This window comes from Spirosoma liriopis, from assembly GCF_023196085.1.
Classification (GTDB): domain Bacteria; phylum Bacteroidota; class Bacteroidia; order Cytophagales; family Spirosomataceae; genus Spirosoma; species Spirosoma oryzicola.
The window spans coordinates 1441123-1460321 of the sequence record NZ_JALPRF010000001.1; the positions used below are offsets into that span (position 1 = coordinate 1441123).

The following is a 19199-nucleotide window of genomic DNA, read 5'->3' on the forward strand; positions in this document are numbered from 1 at the left end:
TCCGACTCCCGGAAAAGTGACAACACTTCTGTTGGGAACATTACCGCTACTGGCACTAACCGTACTTCCCGCTCCCGATGCTGTTTTTCAGGACCAGAAGCAAGATACCGTTCGCCGGAACGACGCACAAGAACCCGACGTTACTAACGACGCACCGAACCAGCTTCGTACAGTGGTGCTGGATGCTGGACACGGCGGTAAAGATCCCGGCTGTCTTGGACGAAAAACGCGTGAGTCACGCGTTGTATTGAAGCTCGTTCTGGAACTGGGACGTAAAATTAAGCAAGAGATGCCGAAGATACGGGTTATTTATACGCGTTCTTCGGACCATTTCGTCGAATTAGCCGAACGGTCAGCTATCGCGAACCGCAACCGGGCCGATCTGTTCATTTCGATTCATTGCAACGCCAGCCCGTCATCGAGCCGGGTGTATGGTACCGAAACGTACACGATGGGTCTTCACAAAACCCAGGGCAATCTGGACGTTGCCAAACGCGAAAACTCGGTTATTCTGAAAGAGGACAATTACCAGCAGACTTACAAAGGATTTAATCCGAATTCTCCGCTGGCGCATATCATGCTCGCAAACTACCAACATGCCTTCATGGGGAGCAGCATCAACTTCGCTGAAAAGGTCGAACGTAGTTTCCGCAGCAGTGCCGACCGGAAAAGTAACGGTGTAAAGCAGGCAGGTTTCGTTGTGCTCTGGCGTACTACCATGCCCAGCGTTTTGATCGAAGCGGGTTATCTGACGAATCCAACGGAAGAAGTTTATTTGATGTCGGAAGAAGGACAGGAAGAAATTGCCAGTGCTATCTACAAAGCCTTTGCACAGTATAAGCAGGAGATTGAAGCGGGTGGTTAGCGAGCACAGGATGCCTGATTAATTTACGGAGAGCAACCGTTTACTAACTGTCCGCTAGGTACCGTTCAGCGAAAATCCCATCTTCGCGGGACAAACGGATGCCGAAATTGGTTATATCCTTAATCAATTGATTGGCGAGGCCCGTTGGGTTGTTCACCTTCACACACGCATGAAAATTTCTCAGGAAGTAAAAGTTGGTTTGCTTGCCGTCATCTCCTTGATGATGTTGTATTTCGGGTTCGAATTTTTGAAAGGTTCAGACTTTTTTTCCTCGACACGCAAGTACCAGGTTGTCTACGATAACATTGATGGTTTGACAGCCTCCAATCCAGTGCGCATTAATGGCTTATCCGTCGGACAGGTCAAAGGCATTGAGATCTTACAGGATCAGGGCAACAAATTACTCGTTACGCTGGAACTCCGTAACGATCTTCTTATCACCCAAGGAACGAAAGCGGTTTTAGCCGACGATGGCCTGCTGGGTGGAAAAACCATTCTCCTGACGATCAACCCTGGTGCGCCTGCTCTGGAAGACGGTGGCAAACTGGTTGCGGCCAAAGAATCCGGCCTGTCCGCCTTGATTCGGGAAAAAACGCTGCCCGTTTTGAACAACGTCGATTCATTGACCTTTCAGCTAAACCGCATCGTCGCCCAGTTTGATCAGACGGGTGTCGTGCTCAATCAAACCCTCAAAAGCGCCAATGCTGCCGTTGGTGCGCTTGGGACGACAGTTGCTGAGAACCGCGCGGGGTTGCAGGCAACGCTGGCCAACGTCAATAAGCTATCGGCGTCGCTCATCGAAACCGAAAAGCAGCTCAAACCGATTCTGGCTAAGGCCGATACCTTCGCCGATTCGCTACAAGGTCTTCAACTGAAACAAACACTCGGTAGCGTCAACAAAACCGTCGATAATCTGCAACGTCTTTTGGCCGATATCAACCAGGGTCGCGGCTCATTGGGTAAGCTGGCGTCGGACGGAGCGCTGTACAGTAATGTCAACAAAACCACGGCCAGCCTCGAAAAGCTGTTGACCGATCTGCGCGAGAACCCAAAACGGTACGTACACTTCTCGCTTTTTGGTCGGAAAGACAAAGGCAAACCGGATCAACCTGCCAGTACGACGGTAACTACGTCTATCGCTGTTCCCGCACCAGCCGATTCGACCCGGTAGAGACGGCCCTCTACAACTGACTATTCCATGCAATCCTTCATCGACGAACTCAATCAGCGCACGGCTCAGACGCAGTTGGGCGGTGGTCCAAAAAAAATTGACGATCAGCACCGCAAAGGTAAGCTGACCGCCCGCGAACGCATCGCGTACCTCACCGACATCGACCGTCGTTTTGTGGAGATCGGTTTGTTTACGGGCGAAGGTATGTACGCTGACCACGGCGGTTGCCCGTCAGGTGGCGTCGTTGTTGGCGTCGGCTATGTGTCGGGGCGACAATGCGTTATCGTCGCGAACGATGCGACCGTAAAAGCCGGGGCATGGTTTCCAATCACGGCGAAAAAGAACCTCCGGGCGCAGGAGATCGCGATGGAAAACCACCTGCCGATTATTTATCTGGTCGATAGCGCGGGCGTGTATCTGCCTTTACAGGACGAAGTCTTTGCCGACAAAGAGCATTTTGGCCGGACCTTCCGGAATAATGCCCAGCTTTCGGCGATGGGGATTTTGCAGGTAGCAGCCATCATGGGAAGCTGCGTAGCGGGTGGCGCTTATCTACCCATCATGTCCGACGAAGCACTCATTGTTGAAGGAACGGGCTCCATTTTCCTAGCGGGTCCTTACCTTGTCAAAGCGTCCATCGGTGAAGATGTCGATGCCGAAACACTCGGCGGAGCGACTACCCATACCGACATTTCGGGCGTTGTGGATAACAAATATCCGGATGACCAAAGCTGTCTGGATGCAATCAAACGCATTTTCGACAAAATCGGCCATCGGGAAACGGCTGGTTTCGACCGCGTAACTCCCGCCCTTCCGACCAAGAATCCCGAAGAAATCTACCAGATCCTGCCTACCGACCGGGTCAAACCGTACGACATGCAGGAAATTGTGGATAGACTTGTGGATAACTCGGTGTTTGATGCGTATAAACCTGGTTATGGACAGTCGCTGATCTGCGGTTACGCCCGTATTGATGGTTGGGCGGTAGGCATTGTCGCCAACCAACGCAAGGTCGTCAAAGCCAAAGGGCGCACCGGCCCCGGAATGTCGGATCGGGCTACTGAAATGCAGATGGGTGGCGTCATCTACGGCGATGCTGCCGACAAAGCCGCCCGCTTCATCATGAACTGCAACCAGAAACGAATTCCGCTGGTGTTCTTGCAGGATGTTTCGGGCTTTATGGTGGGCAGTCGGGCCGAGCAGGGCGGCATCATCAAAGACGGGGCTAAAATGGTCAGTGCGATGGCGAACTCGGTGGTACCAAAATTCACGGTCGTCGTTGGCAACTCCTACGGCGCGGGCAACTACGCCATGTGCGGGAAAGCCTACGATCCCCGCCTGATGCTGGCCTGGCCAACGGCGCAAATGGCGGTGATGAGCGGGGCTTCGGCGGCCAAAACCCTCCTGCAAATTCAGGTAGCGGCTCAGAAAGCAAAAGGCCAACCCATGACACCCGAGGAGGAAAAGGCACAGTTGACCAAGATCACGGATCAGTACAACGCTCAGCTTTCGCCGTATTACGCAGCAGCCCGGCTGTGGGTCGATGCGGTCATCGACCCGCTCCAAACCCGGCAGATTCTATCTGAAGGCATTGCAGCCGCTAACCACGCTCCCATTACCAAACCGTTTTCGGTTGGTGTGATTCAAACGTAAAAACTTAGCGGGGTGTATTTTATTGCACACGCCATATCTTGGAGATATGGCGTGTGCAATAAAATACACCCCGCTAATCACCTTCCTACTCACTTACCGGAGCGAACGGCCTTTACTTCGTCGGCGGTGACGGCACTGGCTTTGTTGCCGAAGTTGCTCCGCACGTACGTCAGCACATCGGCAATCTGCTGATCGTTCAGAAAATCATGCGCGGGCATGGCATTGTCGTACATATCCCCTTCGATTTCCTGACCCTGCAATCCTTTCAGCAACACATTGATCAGTCGAGTTTTGTCGCCCAAAACCCAATCCGTTTCGCGCAGGGGCGGGTTCAGATTCGGTACGCCGGAACCGTTGCTCTGGTGGCAGGTCAGGCAGTTTTGTTCGTAGATCACCTGACCCGGCAGTTTGGCCGTTGCCGTAGCGGACTTAGGGGCAGCTTTAGCCGCTGGCTTCTTGTTTTGCGCAACCGCGATGGATGCTGACAGACAAGCGAAAAGAATAAACAGTTGTTTCATGCTGTTGATAAAAGAGTTATTTACGCCATTTCAGAGTATTCAGCAAATGGATTATATCCTTGCGAATGTACTGAATAACGGGCTGTAGCGAATCGTTTTCTGTGGCGGTGTTGAAGTACAATGCACCACGCAGGAAATGCCTTGTCGAATCGGTCGTTATGAACTGAACCTGGCTCGGTACGTCGCCGGACAAATCGATGATGCTGGCTTCCAGACCCGATTTGAGCCGGACTTTTTTTTCCTCGATGGCGTACGCCTTGATATTATGACGGGCAGCCAACTTGTAGGAATCTTCCAGCATCGCTCTCAACCGACTGATATTATTGTTGACGGGTTTATAAGTCAATTGAACGCTGGCATGGTAAGCCGGATAGTTGATAAAAATCCAGTCTGGCTCCGAGCGAGCAAAGGTATCGGGCAGGATACGGGCAACTTTGTTGTATTCAAACTGATACGGGTGCGTCGGCTCCAGAAGCGTATACTGCGTCGCGGGCAAATCAAAGCGCGGGTACCCTTTCGGTTTGGGTGTATAATTCTCGGAATCCTTGCTACCACAGGCCGCAGCAAGCAGACCCATAAGCCCTATTAAAAGATATCTAGCCAACGTATAAATCAGGTAAACCGGACACCGACATCCGAGTTGAAACTATGCGTACGCAAACAACGAAAAAGCCCGGCTGTTTGGTGCAGGGCTTTCCGACTATGTATGCTAACGCGCAATCAGGCATTTGCGTTTTCCAATTCTTCCTGCCGCACAGGTTGCCCCAGCAGCGTAGCAAAACGGTTGATGTTGAACGTAGGCTCAAACCACACTTCGCCCATGACGGGATGCTTGACGGGCACATCGGGGTTCTGGATTTCGTTCAGCAATACACCGGTTTCACCCGTTGTGTGGCGCTTAACCTGCCGAATCGTATACAGTTGGTCCCGCTTTGGGGTCTGAACGCCAAATTCAGCGTAGAAAGCCAGTACAGGCGCGGGAAAATTGTCGTTTGTGCAGATGACTTCCATAAAACTTTGAACGATAATCGGTCTGATTTTAGTGATAACGCTGGCAATTAAGCAAGGTTTATCAGCCAATTTGTATCACAACTCAAAGACAAATTAATCTTCAAACAAATTCCCTAACTGACCCAACACGGAGCCGCTTTCTTTATTGGCCAGTCCGCCATTCGGTGCTAACCGTTGTACCAGTTTAGAAATCGGCATTGACTGAATCCACACTTTACCCGTACCACGGAGCGTGGCCAGAAATAACCCTTCGCCCCCGAAGATCATGCTTTTCAAACCACCCGCCCGCTGAATATCGAAGCTGATGCTCGGTTCAAAACCAACGACGCAACCTGTATCAACACGCAGCGTTTCGTTGTTCAGCGTCCGCTCAACGACTACCCCACCGGCATGAATAAAAGCCAAGCCATCACCCTGGATTTTTTGCAGAATAAAGCCTTCTCCCCCAAAAAAACCGGCTCCCAGCCGTTGGTTAAACTGAACACTTAAGCGGGTTCCTAACGCGGCACAGAGAAACGAATCTTTCTGAACGATCAGCGTATTGCCGAACGCATTGGCCAGATTGATCGGCATAACCGTACCCGGATAAGGAGCCGAGAAAGCCACTTTTCGTTTGCCCACGCCCCGGTTGGTGAAGTGCGTCATGAACAACGACTCCCCGGTAACCATGCGCGATCCGGCTTGCATCAGCCTGCCCAGAAAACCTTGGTCTGGCTGCGAGCCGTCGCCCATTTTTGTTTCGAACGTAATACCGTCTTCCATGAACAGCATGGAACCGGCTTCGGCGATAACGGTTTCGTTTGGATCTAACTCGATTTCAACGATCTGAATGTCTTCCCCAATAATTTTGTAATCAATCTCGTGAGAGTTCATGCGACGAGTGGTTCGTGGTTAATCTGACGGGTACGTCAGTGGGTTATTGATAGGCGAAAACTACAAAAAGAGCCGGATTCTACGGACGGTTATTCGTACAAACGGCATAAAAAAAGCCCGACCGGGCTTTTTGGCGGGTCGGGCTCGTTGGCTTTTAGCGTTGATTTATATCATCCGGCAGATCGTTGTCGGTTTCGTCGAAGAGCCGCTCCTCATCCGAATCCTCATCCTTTTCGTCAGGTCCTTTATCCCCTTTGAGGTTCAGATCCGTCCGATGGCGCAGCTTCTTGTCGTCAACCGTCTTATTCAGAAACTGGTTGATCTTGTCGATATCAAAACTCGTCGTGATTTCGCCAAACGAGTTAATCTGAATATCAAACCCTTCGAGTTCTTTATGAACGCGTGGTTTATCATTTTCGTCAGGATTGGTTTTCTTCTTTGCCATGAGCGTCTGTAATGAGCGTGCTATTCGTTTACAACTCGAAAACACTATCGACGGTTAACGAGTGGACGTATTCAATGTACCAAGCGCTTGCTCCAGTCGTTTTACCGTTTCGTCCTTGCCGATAATTTCCATCGTCAACATGAGGTCCGGTCCTGCACCCAGTCCGGTCAGGGCTAAGCGCATAGCCTGCATAATTTTTCCTTGTTTGATGCCAGCCTGCTGCATAGCGTCGCCCAGCTTGTGCTTGATGGCATCCGCCACAAACGCACCGTCGAATGTCTGTAACGCATCCCGAAAAGCAGTCACGGCCCGAACGGCATCGTCGTTCCATTTGGCAGTAGCAATTGCTTCGTCGTAGGTCGTTGGTGCGTTGAAGATGGTTCCCGCTTCGTCAAAGATCTCGCGCGCAAAATTGACCCGCCCCTTCAGGAGTGCCACAATTTTTTCGGCTTTCTCCAACGAGCAGTCAAAACCAGCGGCTTCGGCCTGTTGCTGAACGGTTGGAGCCAGTTCCGCGTCGGGGCGCTGACGAACGTATTGGTGATTGAACCACTGCGCTTTCTGAATGTCGAAACGCGCTCCGGCTTTATGCACCTGTGTCAGATCGAAGCTGGCAATCAGTTCGTCCATCGTAAACAACTCCTGCTCGGTACCGGGGTTCCATCCCAGCAAAGCCAGGAAATTGACCGTCGCTTCGGGCAGATAGCCATCCTCCCGGAACCCGCGTGCCACCTGTCCTGTGAACGGATCGGTCCATTGCAGCGGAAAAATCGGGAAACCGCCCAGATCGGCATCGCGCTTGCTGAGCTTACCATTTCCTTCGGGCTTGAGCAGCAACGGCAAATGGGCAAATTGCGGCATGGTGTCTTCCCAGCCCAGATAGCGGTACAACAAAACGTGCAACGGTGCCGACGGTAGCCACTCTTCACCCCGAATGACGTGCGTAATTCCCATCAGGTGATCGTCTACAATGTTAGCGAGGTGATAGGTCGGCAGACCATCTGACTTGAGCAGTACTTTATCGTCAATAGCCGACGAATGTACGTTGACCCATCCCCGAATCAAATCATTCAGACGCACTTCTTCCTTGCGCGGGGTTTTCAACCGGATTACATACGGCTCTCCGGCGTCCATCCGCGCCCGAACGTCGTCGGGTTTCATGGTCAGCGAATTTCGCATCTGCATCCGGGTAATGGCATTGTATTGCGCAGCAGGTGCGTTGGCTTCTTCCAGCCGTTTCCGCATAGCGTCCAGTTCTTCCGCCGTATCGAACGCGTAATAGGCTTTCCCTTCGTCAACCAGCCGCTGCGCTTCTTTCTGGTAAATGTCGCGTCGTTCCGACTGCCGGTATGGCGCGTGTGGTCCCGGTCCGTCGCCGTGGTCGACACCCTGGCCTTCGTCGATCTCGATACCCACCCACCGAAGCGATTCGAGAATGTAATCTTCAGCGCCGGGCACAAAGCGATTCTGGTCGGTATCTTCGATACGAAGAAGCATTTTTCCGCCCATTTTTCGGGCGAACAAGTAATTATAAAGTGCCGTTCGTACCCCACCAATGTGCAGGGGGCCAGTCGGACTTGGTGCGAAACGAACGCGGACAGGTGTTTGCATTTTGTATAGTGAGCGAATGCGTGATTGAGTGATGCTTCTTAAACTAATCGGCTCAACCACCCGCTTCCTCGGTCAGTCGTTAAATAGCGATTACTGAAATTTCAACATTCACGTCTTTGGGCAACCGGGCCACTTCGACGGTTTCGCGGGCGGGCGGTTCGCTGGTGAAATAGCGGCCATACACTTCATTGATAGCCGCAAAATTGTTCATGTCTTTTACGAAAATGCTCGACTTGACAATGTTGGTGTAATCTTTACCAGCCGCTTTCAGGATGGCTCCGATATTTTCCATGACCTGCTTCGTCTCGGCCTGAATGTCGCCCAGCGGAGCCAATTCAATAGCTACCTGACCTGAAACGAACAGCATGCTCGCTGCCGAAGCCAAATCAACTTTTACCGCCTGACTATAAGGCCCGATGGGTGCTGGAGCCTGCTCCGTATAAACAATTTGTTTGCTCATAGTTTTATCAATAATGAGCGACGTTGGATCGGGGCGTGTTAAACGCATCCCGTATTGCGAATCGCTCTTTTGGTCCGCAAGTTACCACCAAACCAGCGGATGGCCGAAAAACCGCTCACGATCTTCGATAAAAACCCTATCGTGGATGGTGATGCGATCAGCCTGATGCGAACCTGTAGAAAAATTACCAACCAACTTCTCGATGACTACCTGGAAAGATTTTTTTACGAGTGTATCGGACGATACAGAAACCCAGTTCGACCGGCTCAAGAACCGACTTTTCGGACGGTTGGACGCAAAAAAGCCGTACAAAATCGTCTACTACCGAGGCTTTGGCAGTCCAACAGCCGTTTGGCTTAAAGGGCGCGTACTGCGCGAACGGGATCTAAGTACACCAAGCGACAACGATACGTTCTGGCAAAATCTTTTAGCGACCTACCAGCGTTTTAATAGCGATGAAGTTCCCGGCGTAACGGTGCGGATTGACGCCTTCGATCAGTCATACACCACCACTACGGACAAAGAAGGGTATTTCGACATAACGATCAACCCGCCCGATGATTTACCGCCGGGCCGGGCCTGGTTTCCGGTTCGGTATTCGCTGGACGGCGTCACGCAACCGACCGGAGAAGCGGTAGAGAAGGATGGCTACCTGATGATTTCACCGTTATACAGTCAGTTTGGCGTTATCTCCGACATTGACGACACCGTACTCGTAACGGGGGCAACGAGTCTTTTACAAACGGCCCGGCTGACGTTTCTAGGCAATGCGTATACCCGCCTTCCCTTCGCCGGAGTAGCGGCTTTTTACCGGGCGTTGCAGAGCGGTCCGGTCACGACCTTGTTTAACCCAATTTATTTTGTGTCGAGCAGCCCGTGGAATTTGTACGATCTGCTGGTGGATTTCTTCCGTATTCAGGGCGTACCTAAAGGACCGATTTTGCTCCGCGATCTGGGCTTCAACCCCGAGCTGTTGTCGTCTCAATCGCATCACACGCACAAGCTGGCGATGATCAAAAAGATTCTTGATGTCAATCCGCAGCTTCCGTTCGTGCTGATTGGCGACAGCGGCCAGCAGGACCCCGAAATCTATGCGCAGGTTGTCCGCGACAATCCGGGGCGGATTCGGGCCATTTATATTCGCGACGTTTCCGTCGATATGCGCGATGAAGCAGTCCGCGAGCTAATCCGAACGACCGAAGCCTATCAGGTGCCGATGCTTCTGGTTCCCGACACGGTCGAAGCTGCCGAACACGCAGCTTCGTTGGGTCTGATCGACCCGGATACCATTCCGGAAATCCGGGCCGACCGACGCGCCGACGAAGAATAGTTAAACGCCAGCGATCATTTTTTTCATCTTTTCCATCGACGTTTTCGCCACCGTCATGGCGTCCTGCGCGTAGTAGTTTTTGTTGAAAACTTCTAATGACAAAATAATCGACTTGCTGGGATCTTTGATTTTGGTCAGTGTTTCCTTGATGGGGGCTACCCCATCGCCGGGGTACACCCGATCCGCATCGACAATAGCCTGCCGGGTCATGTTGGCCGGGTAATCGTTGACGTGAAAAACCTCGATGCCGGGTTTACCGATCAACGGCAAACTGTCGATGCTGGAACCGCCTTTGAAGATGTGGTAAATATCGAGCAGAAGCCGTGCTGACGGGTGACCGCTTTCGATGGCTACGTACATTACGTCGCTCAGACGGCTCAGGTTTTTGGAAAAACCCCACATCTCCAGCTGCGGTACTACGCCCGTTTGGTCACCCAGCTCCAGGATAGCGCGGTACCGTTCGGCGGCTTTACGCAGATCGATAACCGGCGCGTCGGGTGCTTGTGCACCAACCGACGGGGTAGCTACGCGTTTGCAGCCAACCTGCGCTAACAGTTCCATCTCGCGCTTCATCTGGTCGACTCCTTTAGCCCGAACCGTTTCGTCATCGACAATCCAGGGCGCGAAGCCAATGGCATTTTCGATGCGAATACCCAGATCAGACAGGCGCTTGCGAGCGTCGGCTACGGTTCCGCCCGATTTAACGTATTCCTGTAAGCTATCGATCCAGACCTCAACGGAGCGAAAACCGGCTTTGGAAGCTGTTTCCAGCTCCTTGACAAAACCTAGCTTGTGCCCCCGCAGGGTACTCATATTCAGGCAAGGTGTAAACGGTGGCGGACCAGCCATTGGAGCCGTTTGTGAAAAGGCAGACTGCGTGGTTGCCGAAGCAGGTGTAACCGATGCGCCAACGGCAGCAGTCAACGTCGTCAGTAGTTGGCGACGAGTCACGGATTGGGCCATAAACGTAAGATCGTGCAGGTTGTTTTGGATTATGATACCGAATTCTAGTAATCCAAAACAGAAAACCCGCCTAACCTACTGTTTACAGCAGCGGTTCGTTCACCTGCGTATCAAATACACCCGTCAGAACCCGACCGTTCCGCTTGACCTGCACCCAGATGCGGTAGTGACCCGCTCGCGGGAATGCATACGGAAACTCGACCATGTTGTTGGTCTTCATGGTATGATTCATCGCAGGTATACCGGCCATCAGCAACTTGTTTTTTTCGGCTTCAGGCAAAGTTTTCAACTTGGCAATGTAGGTATCAATGCTGTCCCGAAATTTCACCGCGTCTGGGTACTGGAACGTGCGGGCAGTATCGCTAATCCGTCCGACCAGTGATCCTTCGGCAGCCATCGAGTACGTTCCAACCGGATGTAAGTGGATGTACACCGTTCCGTCCGAACGCAGAATAGCGGCATGTCCGCCCATACCGAGGTAAGGTTCCAGCGGAGCCGCTTTTCCCTGCGCATCCGCAACGGCAAATTTCAGGTTGTACAACTTACCAGCCTCCAACACCTGGCTCTTCTTATCCATCCAGACAATACTTGAACCGTCTTCGAGTTTTGTGCTGGCACCGGGCTTGCCACAAACGACCATATCGTTGTCCAGATGCGGCACATTCACGGAAGCGGCTTTTACACCCATTGGCTCCGTTACCAGCCAGCTATCATCCGGGTCGGACGGTTTGACTGCGGCAGCCGCTTCGGCGCTGATTTTTAAAGACGGTACATCGACGGTGTCGGTCAGGGTTTCGGCAAAACCATTTCGATAGACGACATCGGCGTAAAGCAGGTATTTACCGCCCGGCAGCGCTGGCAAAGCCGCATCGTAGTGCAGCGTATCGCGTCGGTTCGGATGCAGGTGGGCGAAAGCATCCAGATTCGGTGTCCGGATCAGAAACAAATGCATTAGTTTCCCGTGATCAGGCAATACGTAGCTTAGGTTACGCCGTTTTTGCCAGTCGTTTGCAAAACCGGTTGTATCCACCTGGATCGTCAATTGCCGCTGTGCGTCAGCAACACGCACCGAGGCATTAATTGGTAAAGCCCGGTAAAGCTGCTCCGTTCGATAAGCCTCGGCGGTACTGTTCCACCACGAGCGCCAGCCTGTCAGCATCAACGCAACGACAACCAGCCCAACGCCCATACCCGTCACCCGACGTCGACGAAGACCGGCTACAGCGGATTGACCGGGCACAACGACACCATCGGCATTGCTGGCTCCAATAATGGTAATCAGCATAACAATGAGCAACAAGCCCATAGCCGCCAGCCCCCAACCCGTCCCGGCAGGCATCTCACGCAACGCTGTAGCTACAGCCGCTACCGGAACAACGACTTGCTGTTTGCCATCGGGACCATCGATGCTAATTTCTACACTCGATGAACCGGAACTCATCAGCCACACGTCGGCCTCGTACTGATTCGTACCTACCGGTACAAGTACATCATGCGTGGGTGCTCCTTTGTCACCGGAGTTGAAATAAATAGGCCGCGCTCCCAGGCTGCTAACGCGCCCCTGCTCGACGAATACCGTTACTTTGGCCGTTCCGGGCACTACATCGGGCGGGTTTACCTGAATCAGCAATTGGTATTTGCCCGCTTTTTTCTGCACGATCACCCCCGAACTACCGACGTGGGCGTTGGCTGTAATCGTTAAACAGACCAATAAAAAGATTGTGTATAGTTGTATGATCCAGCCTGATCTGCTTTTCTGCTGGCGTTGATTACGCTTCATAATGATTGGTTTCGTCTGTCTGACTTCTCTACCGTACCACTCGTTTCATCCAATTTCCCCAAAGCAGACCGACACGGGCCGAAAGCGTAGCATAGAGCAAAGCCTTGCCGAAACCCATCCAGAAAGCAGCGGACGACTGCATGTTCCAGGGAGCATAATCGTAGCGGTATTTCCAGTCAGGAGAATTATCATAACTCCAGGAATACGACAGAAAGAAGCCATTACGAGCGTACGGCGACTTCAACAAAAATTCTCCAAAGGGCCACTGAACCGCTAGCAATACAAGTAGAAACACTACAGCATACAAGGCGGCCAGCACCCAATCATTAAGTTTACGTTTCCCGTTGTTGACTGTATCGAAGCGATGCATTAGCCAGTCGAGTACCAGGGCGGGTACAACTAGCAGTACCGGAAAGATAAACGGCTGGTAATGCGTAATGGGGTTGTTGATCGGTCCCAGCCGGGGAGTGGCCGAAAAATTCTGTAGCACCCAGCTGGGCGCTAGCATACCTAGGGTGTAAATCGCGGTGATGATCGTGAGCGGCCAGCGCAAGAGCGACGCCCGCGCAACAGCCAGCAAAAAGAACGGGAAAATAATCGCCCCCGTGACGTAGTACCCTGACGAATGAGTCTCGTGCCTCCCCATCGATTCAGTCGTGAGTGTATTGAGCATCATCAGCAACAGACCTGCCGAAATCGCGAACAACCATTTCAGGCGTGTAGCCTGCCGTTCACTATCCGAATTATGGATTAGGGATTTACCCCGATACTGATTCTGCAAAGACAGCACCCCAACCAGTGCGCCAAACTGAACGGTCATAATACCGATGGCTAAAATCGTGTGGGGCGGGGTCAGAATCTGAACGTCGAGTCCGTAGGCGTTATGCCACCAGTCGTCGAAAGGAGCCGATGTCAGCATAGCCAGCGCTCCCCATACGCTGAACATAGCCCCCAGCGGTCCGTAGAAAACACCCCAGAAGGGAACAGCAGCCGAACGACCGGGATGGTTTTTGGTCAGCGTAAGGTTAAGAATCTGGTAGGCCGAAAACAGCCCTGACACAATCGCTCCAACGTAGATAACTACGTGCGGAGGAGCCAGCAGGCCATCACGCCCGATGCTCATGTGCCACATAATGTCCCACAGCAGTCCCATTACGACGCAGAAGGACGAAAAAACAACCGCGTAAATGTAAACGGGTATGCCTAGCCGCCAACCCGCAAGCCGGGTTGATGAAGACGCCCGCACAGATGGTATTGATGACGATATTGCGGATTCCATAAAAGGATTCGTAAAGGTTTGGCTAACAAGGCTGAAAATTACGAAAACGTCGTCAGCTAGCCTAAAAATAATCCTACCAATTGCTAAGTCTCAGGGGCACTAGCAATCTTGTCTTTCAGGTAAGTAACGATCAGCAACCGATCGGCCACGCCTGCTAATCTTACTTTCTTCATAATACCCCTTTTGACTAGACTGAGTGAATGGGATACAGATCCGTTTATTTATGACGTTATTTGCACAACCGTACGCATTCCTCTTCATCCCTATGCTTCGCTTCCCTTCACCGGTACGTTCGTCAGCGCTTGTCGCAAAAGCCTTTTTTGTCCTGCTTAGTCTGTGCATGAGTGCTTGTGTACCTGATTTTCTGCTGTCCAATCCCGATTGGGTGGTTATCGAAGAGGGCGAACACGAGCCTATGCCGAAGCGAAAGGTAGGGTTGTTGATAAGCCCCGGCCAGATAACCGCCGAAGTGACCTTCGACAGTAGCTGTGTGTACGATATTGGCGCGGTCGATGCCGACGACTGGAACAAAGTAATTGGATTAGGTTTCGTGGGATCGAAAGATCAGCCGCTGGACGGTGTTCCTCCGCATCAGGTCGACGGCGCACGGGTCGGCTGGCGTTATAATCCAAAGACCAAACGTATCGACCTGGGAGCCTATGCCTATGTAGCGGGCAAACGCGTTGACTTCAAAGTAGCCGAAACAGCTATCAATCAGCCCACTCGGCTGACAATAAAAATCGACTATGACCGCAAAGTATACCAGATATTGGGTGGTCAGCCAATTGCATTCACGCACGATAAATCGTTTGCTTACGCCACCGGGCTTTACTTCGGCGGTAGCCAGCCAGCACCACACCGGATCAAGGTAAAAATTGTGGATTAGGGCCGTATGACAATCGCTCCCTTTGACCTGCTTCTGCTGCTGGGTACGTTGCAAGGATTCATTCTGGCTACGCTGCTGTGGGTCAACGGCAAAGGGAACCGATTATCGAACCGACTCTTGGCTACGCTTATTGGGTTGCTGGCCATGATGAGTCTGGCCGTGGGCGTTCCCATACCGAACCCGTGGGTAGGGCTTCTACTGGATTTGCTGCCACTCTTCGTCATCATGCCGCTCGGCCCCCTGATGTACTTCTACAGCAAATCTATGCTGGATCCAGCGTTTCAACTAGGGCGGCAAGAACGACGTCATTTTTACCCGGCAGTGCTGGATCTGGGGTCTCCACTAATCATCTGGACATTTTTCATCGGAAAGTTTCTGGGATTGGTTGACGGAAAAAGCGGTCCTGCCTGGGGGCACGCCATGCAGGAGTACAACACCTACGCCGACATTCCGCGCTGGATTTCGCTGACGGTTTATCTCGTATTGACGGGTCGCTTGCTCAACAGTTATCGAGCCACCCGGACCAAACAGCCGGACGAAAAAAACCTTCGCTTGCTCCGACAGTTTTTCACCGCATTTCTGATTTTTCAGGTTATCTGGTTTATCCACTTGGTGCCGTACATCATCCCGGCTACCCGTGGACCGCTACTGGATCGCGTTGGCTGGTATCCGATCTACGTTCCTATTGCCGTGCTAATTTATTGGCTGGGATTGAAAGGTTATCTGCACGCCCGATCAACAACCCCTGTCGTCCAGTCTCTCAAACCTGCGGGTGCCGAACTACCCGAAGCAACCGTGAAGCCGGTTGTCGATGCGCTCTTGAACGCTATGTCGGCGAAGCAGTTGTTTTTAGATCCTGAACTGACGGTTGAAAAACTAGGTCAGCATACGCAATTAAGTCCTAAACTGATCTCCGCCGTTCTGAACCAGCACGTACGCAAAAACTTCAATGGCTTCGTCAACGAATACCGCGTTGATGCGGTGAAGCAGCGGCTAACTGATCCTGCTTACGGGTACCTAACCCTAACGGGCATTGCCTTCGACTGTGGCTTCAACTCACAGGCTACTTTTCAGCGAACATTCAAGCAGCTGACAGGCGTGTCGCCGGGCGAATACCAGGCGCAACAAAAGAAAAACACTGCTCAAATCCGGATTTGAGCGGATCCGCTCATTGGTTTTAGCCTGTTTTGGGCCAAAATCAGCGAATTATGAGCAACCTCTACCGTCTTCTCTTTTTTCTTCTATCCTGCTCCCTACACGCCCAATCGGTTCGTGACACCTTGCAAACCACTATGCTGCAACCCGCCGATATGCAGGCTGACTTTCGGTATTTCCGCCGTTTGCTGGAAGAAACCCATCCCGGTCTGTACCGCTACACACCCAAAGCAATCATGCAGGCCAAGCTGGACAGTATCGACGGTACGTTGACGAAATTAATGCCGTTCTATGCCTTTTACCAAACCATTGAAGCCCTTATCATTGACATTCGCTGTGCGCACACCCACGCATTCCCGACTAAAGAATGGCGACGGGGTTTCGACACCTGGAAAACGTTTCCGCTGTTTATCCTGCCCATTCAGAACCGTTCGTATGTTCTCTTCAACGGCACTGCCAACCCGCTTATCAAGCCGGGCTTCGAACTACTGCGTATCAACGGGCGGGATATGGCCAGTATTCAACAGATTCTGTATCGCTACCACTGGTCCGATGGCTACATCCAGACCTCGAAGGAGGCTAGCATGAAAGGCGCACTTTTCGCCTTGTTCTACTATTGGTTCGTCGAGCAACCGGATACGTTTCAACTATCGTTCAGGACGCTGGCGGGTGATACAATTCAGGTCGATGTGCCGGCTCAGCCTTTCCCTACGTCGCTAAAGGGGTACATCAAGAATTCCGTCAACAAGCAAATGATCGCGTGGTATTATCAAAAGAACCAGAAGCATCCCTGGCGGCTCTCCTTTCCGAAAGACGTTGCCCAAACGGCCTACCTGCGCATCGACGGCTTCAGTGGCGAAGGGGCTACCAGCAACGAAACTGCCGTGGCCCGCTTCCGGGTATTCATGGATAAGACGATGGCGAAGATTGAGAAACAAAAAGCCCGTAACCTAATTATTGACCTCCGGGATAATCCGGGCGGCTGGGATAGCCAGGGCATCGAACTGTTCACGTACCTGATGAAGTCCGATTCTGCGGCTCCATATTATGCCCGGCAACATAGTGTTACGGATAGTTCGGAATTTATCCAGTTTTCGGATTTGTCGGAGGCTGATCGGAAGAACATAAAAAACGAACTAATACCCGAACCGGATGGAACGTTTACGCTCAGACAGGGCGACAGTGGTCGGGGTCCCAAACGGTACTCACCCAAACCAAACCGATTCAGGGGAAAAGTTTATGTACTCATGAATGGCCAGAGTGCGTCGACCACATCTGAGTTTCTAGCCGTTGCGCACGCCAACAAGGTAGGTGTGTTTATCGGTGAAGAATCCGGTGGTGCTTACGAAGGGGGAAATGGCGGAAGCTTTATTACGTTGGAACTGCCTCACTCCAAGATTCAGGTGGGTACGCCACTCGTCTACTACAACATGGCGGTCGGAAAAACAGACGCCAGAGGACGCGGAACCCTACCCGATTACACCGTCCCGATCAGCCTGAAAAACATCCTTGAGCACACCGACGACCAACTGGACTTTGTAAAGAAATTGATCAGAACGCACTTAAGCTCAAACTGAAGCTCCTTCGTATGCATTTAGAAATTAATTATTTTTGTTCAAACGCTATGAACTATGGCCGCGCTTAGTAACCTCCAAATTGAGCTTCTAAAGACTTTTTCAAGACCAATCTCTGAAAAGCAGCTACACGAAATTCGTCAGCTATTGGCTGATTATTTTGCCCAGAAAATAGATAACGAAGTCGATCAGCTTTTTGAGCAAAATAATTGGGACGCCACAAAAGTTGACGAGTGGCTGGGGGAACACTCACGCACTCCCTACCGGATTCAGCAATGAGAATTGTGCTAGATACCAATTGTTTACTGGCGATTACCCCCAAGATTTCACCTTTCCGACCCATCTTCGACGCATTCAGATCCGGCAAGTTTGAATTGGCAGTTTCCAGCGAAATCTTGACAGAGTATCATGAAATCGCTGGTCAGAAAATGACTCCTCAGATTGCAGAAAACATCATCGAGTTGATTCTGAAACAGGACAATACGGTACAAACAGAAATTTTTTATCGTTGGCAACTAATTACTATTGACCCTGATGATAATAAATTTGTTGACACTGCAATTTCTTCTGGAGCTGACTATATTGTTACCAACGATGCTCATTTCCGTGCGCTTCGGGATATTCCATTTCCCAAAGTGGTCGTCATTTCTATTCAGGATTTTTTATCACTTCTACAGACGGCTGACAGCTAGTGCAAGCACTTTGTTCGCATGGAGAAACCGGTTGTCCATACCGTCTAACTAACTATAAGCTAGCTTTTCAAACCACGACCCGTTCTCGTTCGTTAGGTGAAAGCCCGTTTTCTTGTTCATATGGCCACTTACCAACCCCTCCACGACTGGAACGTTTCACCCGCTGAGGCCGTCGCGCTGCAAAAACAGTTGCGTTCGCAGATTCGGATCGAGCCGCTGACAACTCCGCCAAAGACGATTGCGGGCTGCGATATTTCGTTCAACAAGTTTGAGGAAACGGTCTACGCCGGAATTGTCGTACTAGATCTGGAAACGCTCGAAACCATCGAAGAAGCGGGGGTAATCAGCACGGCTCCGTTTCCGTACATTCCGGGTCTGCTGTCGTTCCGTGAGATTCCGTCGCTGTTGCAGGCGTGGGCCAAACTAAAGACCGAACCCGACGTGGTAATGTTCGACGGTCACGGTACGGCTCATCCGCGCCGGATCGGGATTGCTTCCCACGCTGGTTTATTCCTGAACCGGCCAACGTTTGGCTGCGGCAAATCAGTGCTGGTGGGTAAGTACGAAGAGCCTGCTCCCGAACGAGGTTCCTGGTCGCCGATGATGCATTACGGCGATGTGGTAGGCGCGGCTTTGCGGACCAAAAACAAAGTCAATCCGGTTTACGTCTCTCCCGGTCATTTGATCGATCTGGAAACCGCTATATCGCTTACATTAGCCTGCGACGGTGGCCGCTTCCACGGCGGCTACCGTGGAGTCGGCTACCGGATTCCCGAGCCGACGCGCCGGACGCATAATCTGGTAAACGTCTTACGTAAAGGCGAACGACCTGATCTGACGGATTAAGTACTCAAACAAAAATAGTTTAAAGTATTTTATAATGGCGTTTTTGTCATACTGACAGAGGAAGCATCTTCGGATGAGTGAATCAAC

The 19199-nt window shown here is 51.7% G+C and carries 20 protein-coding genes; 10 read left to right on the forward strand and 10 right to left on the reverse strand.

Annotation, left to right across the window (positions count from 1 at the left end; genetic code table 11):
- Nucleotides 1-16: 16 nt before the first annotated feature.
- From M0L20_RS05945 to M0L20_RS05955, 3 genes are all read left to right on the forward strand, one after another.
- A complete protein-coding gene (locus tag M0L20_RS05945) occupies nucleotides 17-865 on the forward strand; it encodes an N-acetylmuramoyl-L-alanine amidase family protein (protein ID WP_248476089.1) in 849 nt (282 codons plus the stop codon).
- Between the two features lie 169 nt (nucleotides 866-1034).
- Nucleotides 1035-2036: an MlaD family protein gene (locus tag M0L20_RS05950; RefSeq protein WP_248476091.1), complete on the forward strand. Its 1002-nt coding sequence runs from the start codon at nucleotides 1035-1037 to the stop codon at nucleotides 2034-2036.
- A 27-nt stretch (nucleotides 2037-2063) separates the two neighbouring features.
- Complete coding sequence (locus M0L20_RS05955) at nucleotides 2064-3689, forward strand: acyl-CoA carboxylase subunit beta (RefSeq protein WP_248476092.1); 1626 nt, start codon at nucleotides 2064-2066, stop codon at nucleotides 3687-3689.
- Between the two features lie 89 nt (nucleotides 3690-3778).
- Here M0L20_RS05955 and M0L20_RS05960 read toward each other — a convergent pair whose 3' ends face one another.
- From M0L20_RS05960 to M0L20_RS05990, 7 genes are all read right to left on the reverse strand, one after another.
- On the reverse strand, nucleotides 3779-4207 hold the full coding sequence (locus M0L20_RS05960; protein ID WP_248476093.1) for a c-type cytochrome: 429 nt from the start codon (nucleotides 4205-4207) through the stop codon (nucleotides 3779-3781).
- 16 nt (nucleotides 4208-4223) lie between these two features.
- Nucleotides 4224-4784 carry a gliding motility lipoprotein GldD gene (gene gldD / locus M0L20_RS05965; RefSeq protein WP_248476094.1) on the reverse strand — a complete coding sequence of 187 codons (561 nt, stop codon included), beginning with the start codon at nucleotides 4782-4784 and terminating at the stop codon, nucleotides 4224-4226.
- Between the two features lie 143 nt (nucleotides 4785-4927).
- On the reverse strand, nucleotides 4928-5218 hold the full coding sequence (locus M0L20_RS05970; protein WP_232559943.1) for a hypothetical protein: 291 nt from the start codon (nucleotides 5216-5218) through the stop codon (nucleotides 4928-4930).
- A 93-nt stretch (nucleotides 5219-5311) separates the two neighbouring features.
- The gene (locus M0L20_RS05975) at nucleotides 5312-6091 is read right to left on the reverse strand and encodes a TIGR00266 family protein (protein ID WP_232559944.1); all 780 of its coding nucleotides are present in this window, start codon (nucleotides 6089-6091) and stop codon (nucleotides 5312-5314) included.
- Nucleotides 6092-6245: 154 nt separating this feature from the next.
- Nucleotides 6246-6536 (reverse strand): hypothetical protein, encoded by a 291-nt coding sequence (locus tag M0L20_RS05980; RefSeq protein ID WP_248476095.1) that lies wholly within the window; start codon nucleotides 6534-6536, stop codon nucleotides 6246-6248.
- A 54-nt stretch (nucleotides 6537-6590) separates the two neighbouring features.
- Nucleotides 6591-8147: a glutamate--tRNA ligase gene (gene gltX, locus M0L20_RS05985; protein WP_248476096.1), complete on the reverse strand. Its 1557-nt coding sequence runs from the start codon at nucleotides 8145-8147 to the stop codon at nucleotides 6591-6593.
- Between the two features lie 79 nt (nucleotides 8148-8226).
- Nucleotides 8227-8607, reverse strand: coding sequence for a Rid family detoxifying hydrolase (locus M0L20_RS05990; protein ID WP_232559947.1), 381 nt, complete (start codon nucleotides 8605-8607; stop codon nucleotides 8227-8229).
- Between the two features lie 202 nt (nucleotides 8608-8809).
- Here M0L20_RS05990 and M0L20_RS05995 point away from each other — a divergent pair, with 202 nt between their 5' ends.
- Nucleotides 8810-9937: an App1 family protein phosphatidate phosphatase gene (locus M0L20_RS05995; RefSeq protein WP_232559948.1), complete on the forward strand. Its 1128-nt coding sequence runs from the start codon at nucleotides 8810-8812 to the stop codon at nucleotides 9935-9937.
- Here M0L20_RS05995 and M0L20_RS06000 read toward each other — a convergent pair whose 3' ends face one another.
- From M0L20_RS06000 to M0L20_RS06010, 3 genes are all read right to left on the reverse strand, one after another.
- On the reverse strand, nucleotides 9938-10900 hold the full coding sequence (locus tag M0L20_RS06000; protein WP_248476097.1) for a sugar phosphate isomerase/epimerase family protein: 963 nt from the start codon (nucleotides 10898-10900) through the stop codon (nucleotides 9938-9940). It lies immediately after the preceding gene.
- A gap of 82 nt (nucleotides 10901-10982) precedes the next feature.
- The gene (locus M0L20_RS06005; RefSeq protein ID WP_248476098.1) at nucleotides 10983-12680 is read right to left on the reverse strand and encodes a DUF8832 domain-containing protein; all 1698 of its coding nucleotides are present in this window, start codon (nucleotides 12678-12680) and stop codon (nucleotides 10983-10985) included.
- Between the two features lie 28 nt (nucleotides 12681-12708).
- Nucleotides 12709-13959, reverse strand: a complete 1251-nt coding sequence (locus M0L20_RS06010; RefSeq protein ID WP_248476099.1) for a hypothetical protein — start codon at nucleotides 13957-13959, stop codon at nucleotides 12709-12711.
- A 265-nt stretch (nucleotides 13960-14224) separates the two neighbouring features.
- Here M0L20_RS06010 and M0L20_RS06015 point away from each other — a divergent pair, with 265 nt between their 5' ends.
- From M0L20_RS06015 to M0L20_RS06040, 6 genes are all read left to right on the forward strand, one after another.
- A complete protein-coding gene (locus M0L20_RS06015; RefSeq protein WP_232559952.1) occupies nucleotides 14225-14845 on the forward strand; it encodes a hypothetical protein in 621 nt (206 codons plus the stop codon).
- A gap of 6 nt (nucleotides 14846-14851) precedes the next feature.
- Nucleotides 14852-16003 (forward strand): helix-turn-helix domain-containing protein, encoded by a 1152-nt coding sequence (locus tag M0L20_RS06020; RefSeq protein ID WP_248476102.1) that lies wholly within the window; start codon nucleotides 14852-14854, stop codon nucleotides 16001-16003.
- A gap of 50 nt (nucleotides 16004-16053) precedes the next feature.
- Complete coding sequence (locus M0L20_RS06025) at nucleotides 16054-17577, forward strand: S41 family peptidase (protein ID WP_248476103.1); 1524 nt, start codon at nucleotides 16054-16056, stop codon at nucleotides 17575-17577.
- Between the two features lie 54 nt (nucleotides 17578-17631).
- A complete protein-coding gene (locus M0L20_RS06030) occupies nucleotides 17632-17853 on the forward strand; it encodes a DUF8507 family protein (RefSeq protein ID WP_232559955.1) in 222 nt (73 codons plus the stop codon).
- Nucleotides 17850-18266, forward strand: a complete 417-nt coding sequence (locus tag M0L20_RS06035; protein ID WP_248476105.1) for a putative toxin-antitoxin system toxin component, PIN family — start codon at nucleotides 17850-17852, stop codon at nucleotides 18264-18266. The genes M0L20_RS06030 and M0L20_RS06035 overlap by 4 nt, the downstream gene beginning before the upstream one ends.
- Before the next feature lie 120 nt (nucleotides 18267-18386).
- Nucleotides 18387-19112 carry an endonuclease V gene (locus tag M0L20_RS06040; RefSeq protein WP_248476106.1) on the forward strand — a complete coding sequence of 242 codons (726 nt, stop codon included), beginning with the start codon at nucleotides 18387-18389 and terminating at the stop codon, nucleotides 19110-19112.
- Nucleotides 19113-19199 lie beyond the last annotated feature (87 nt).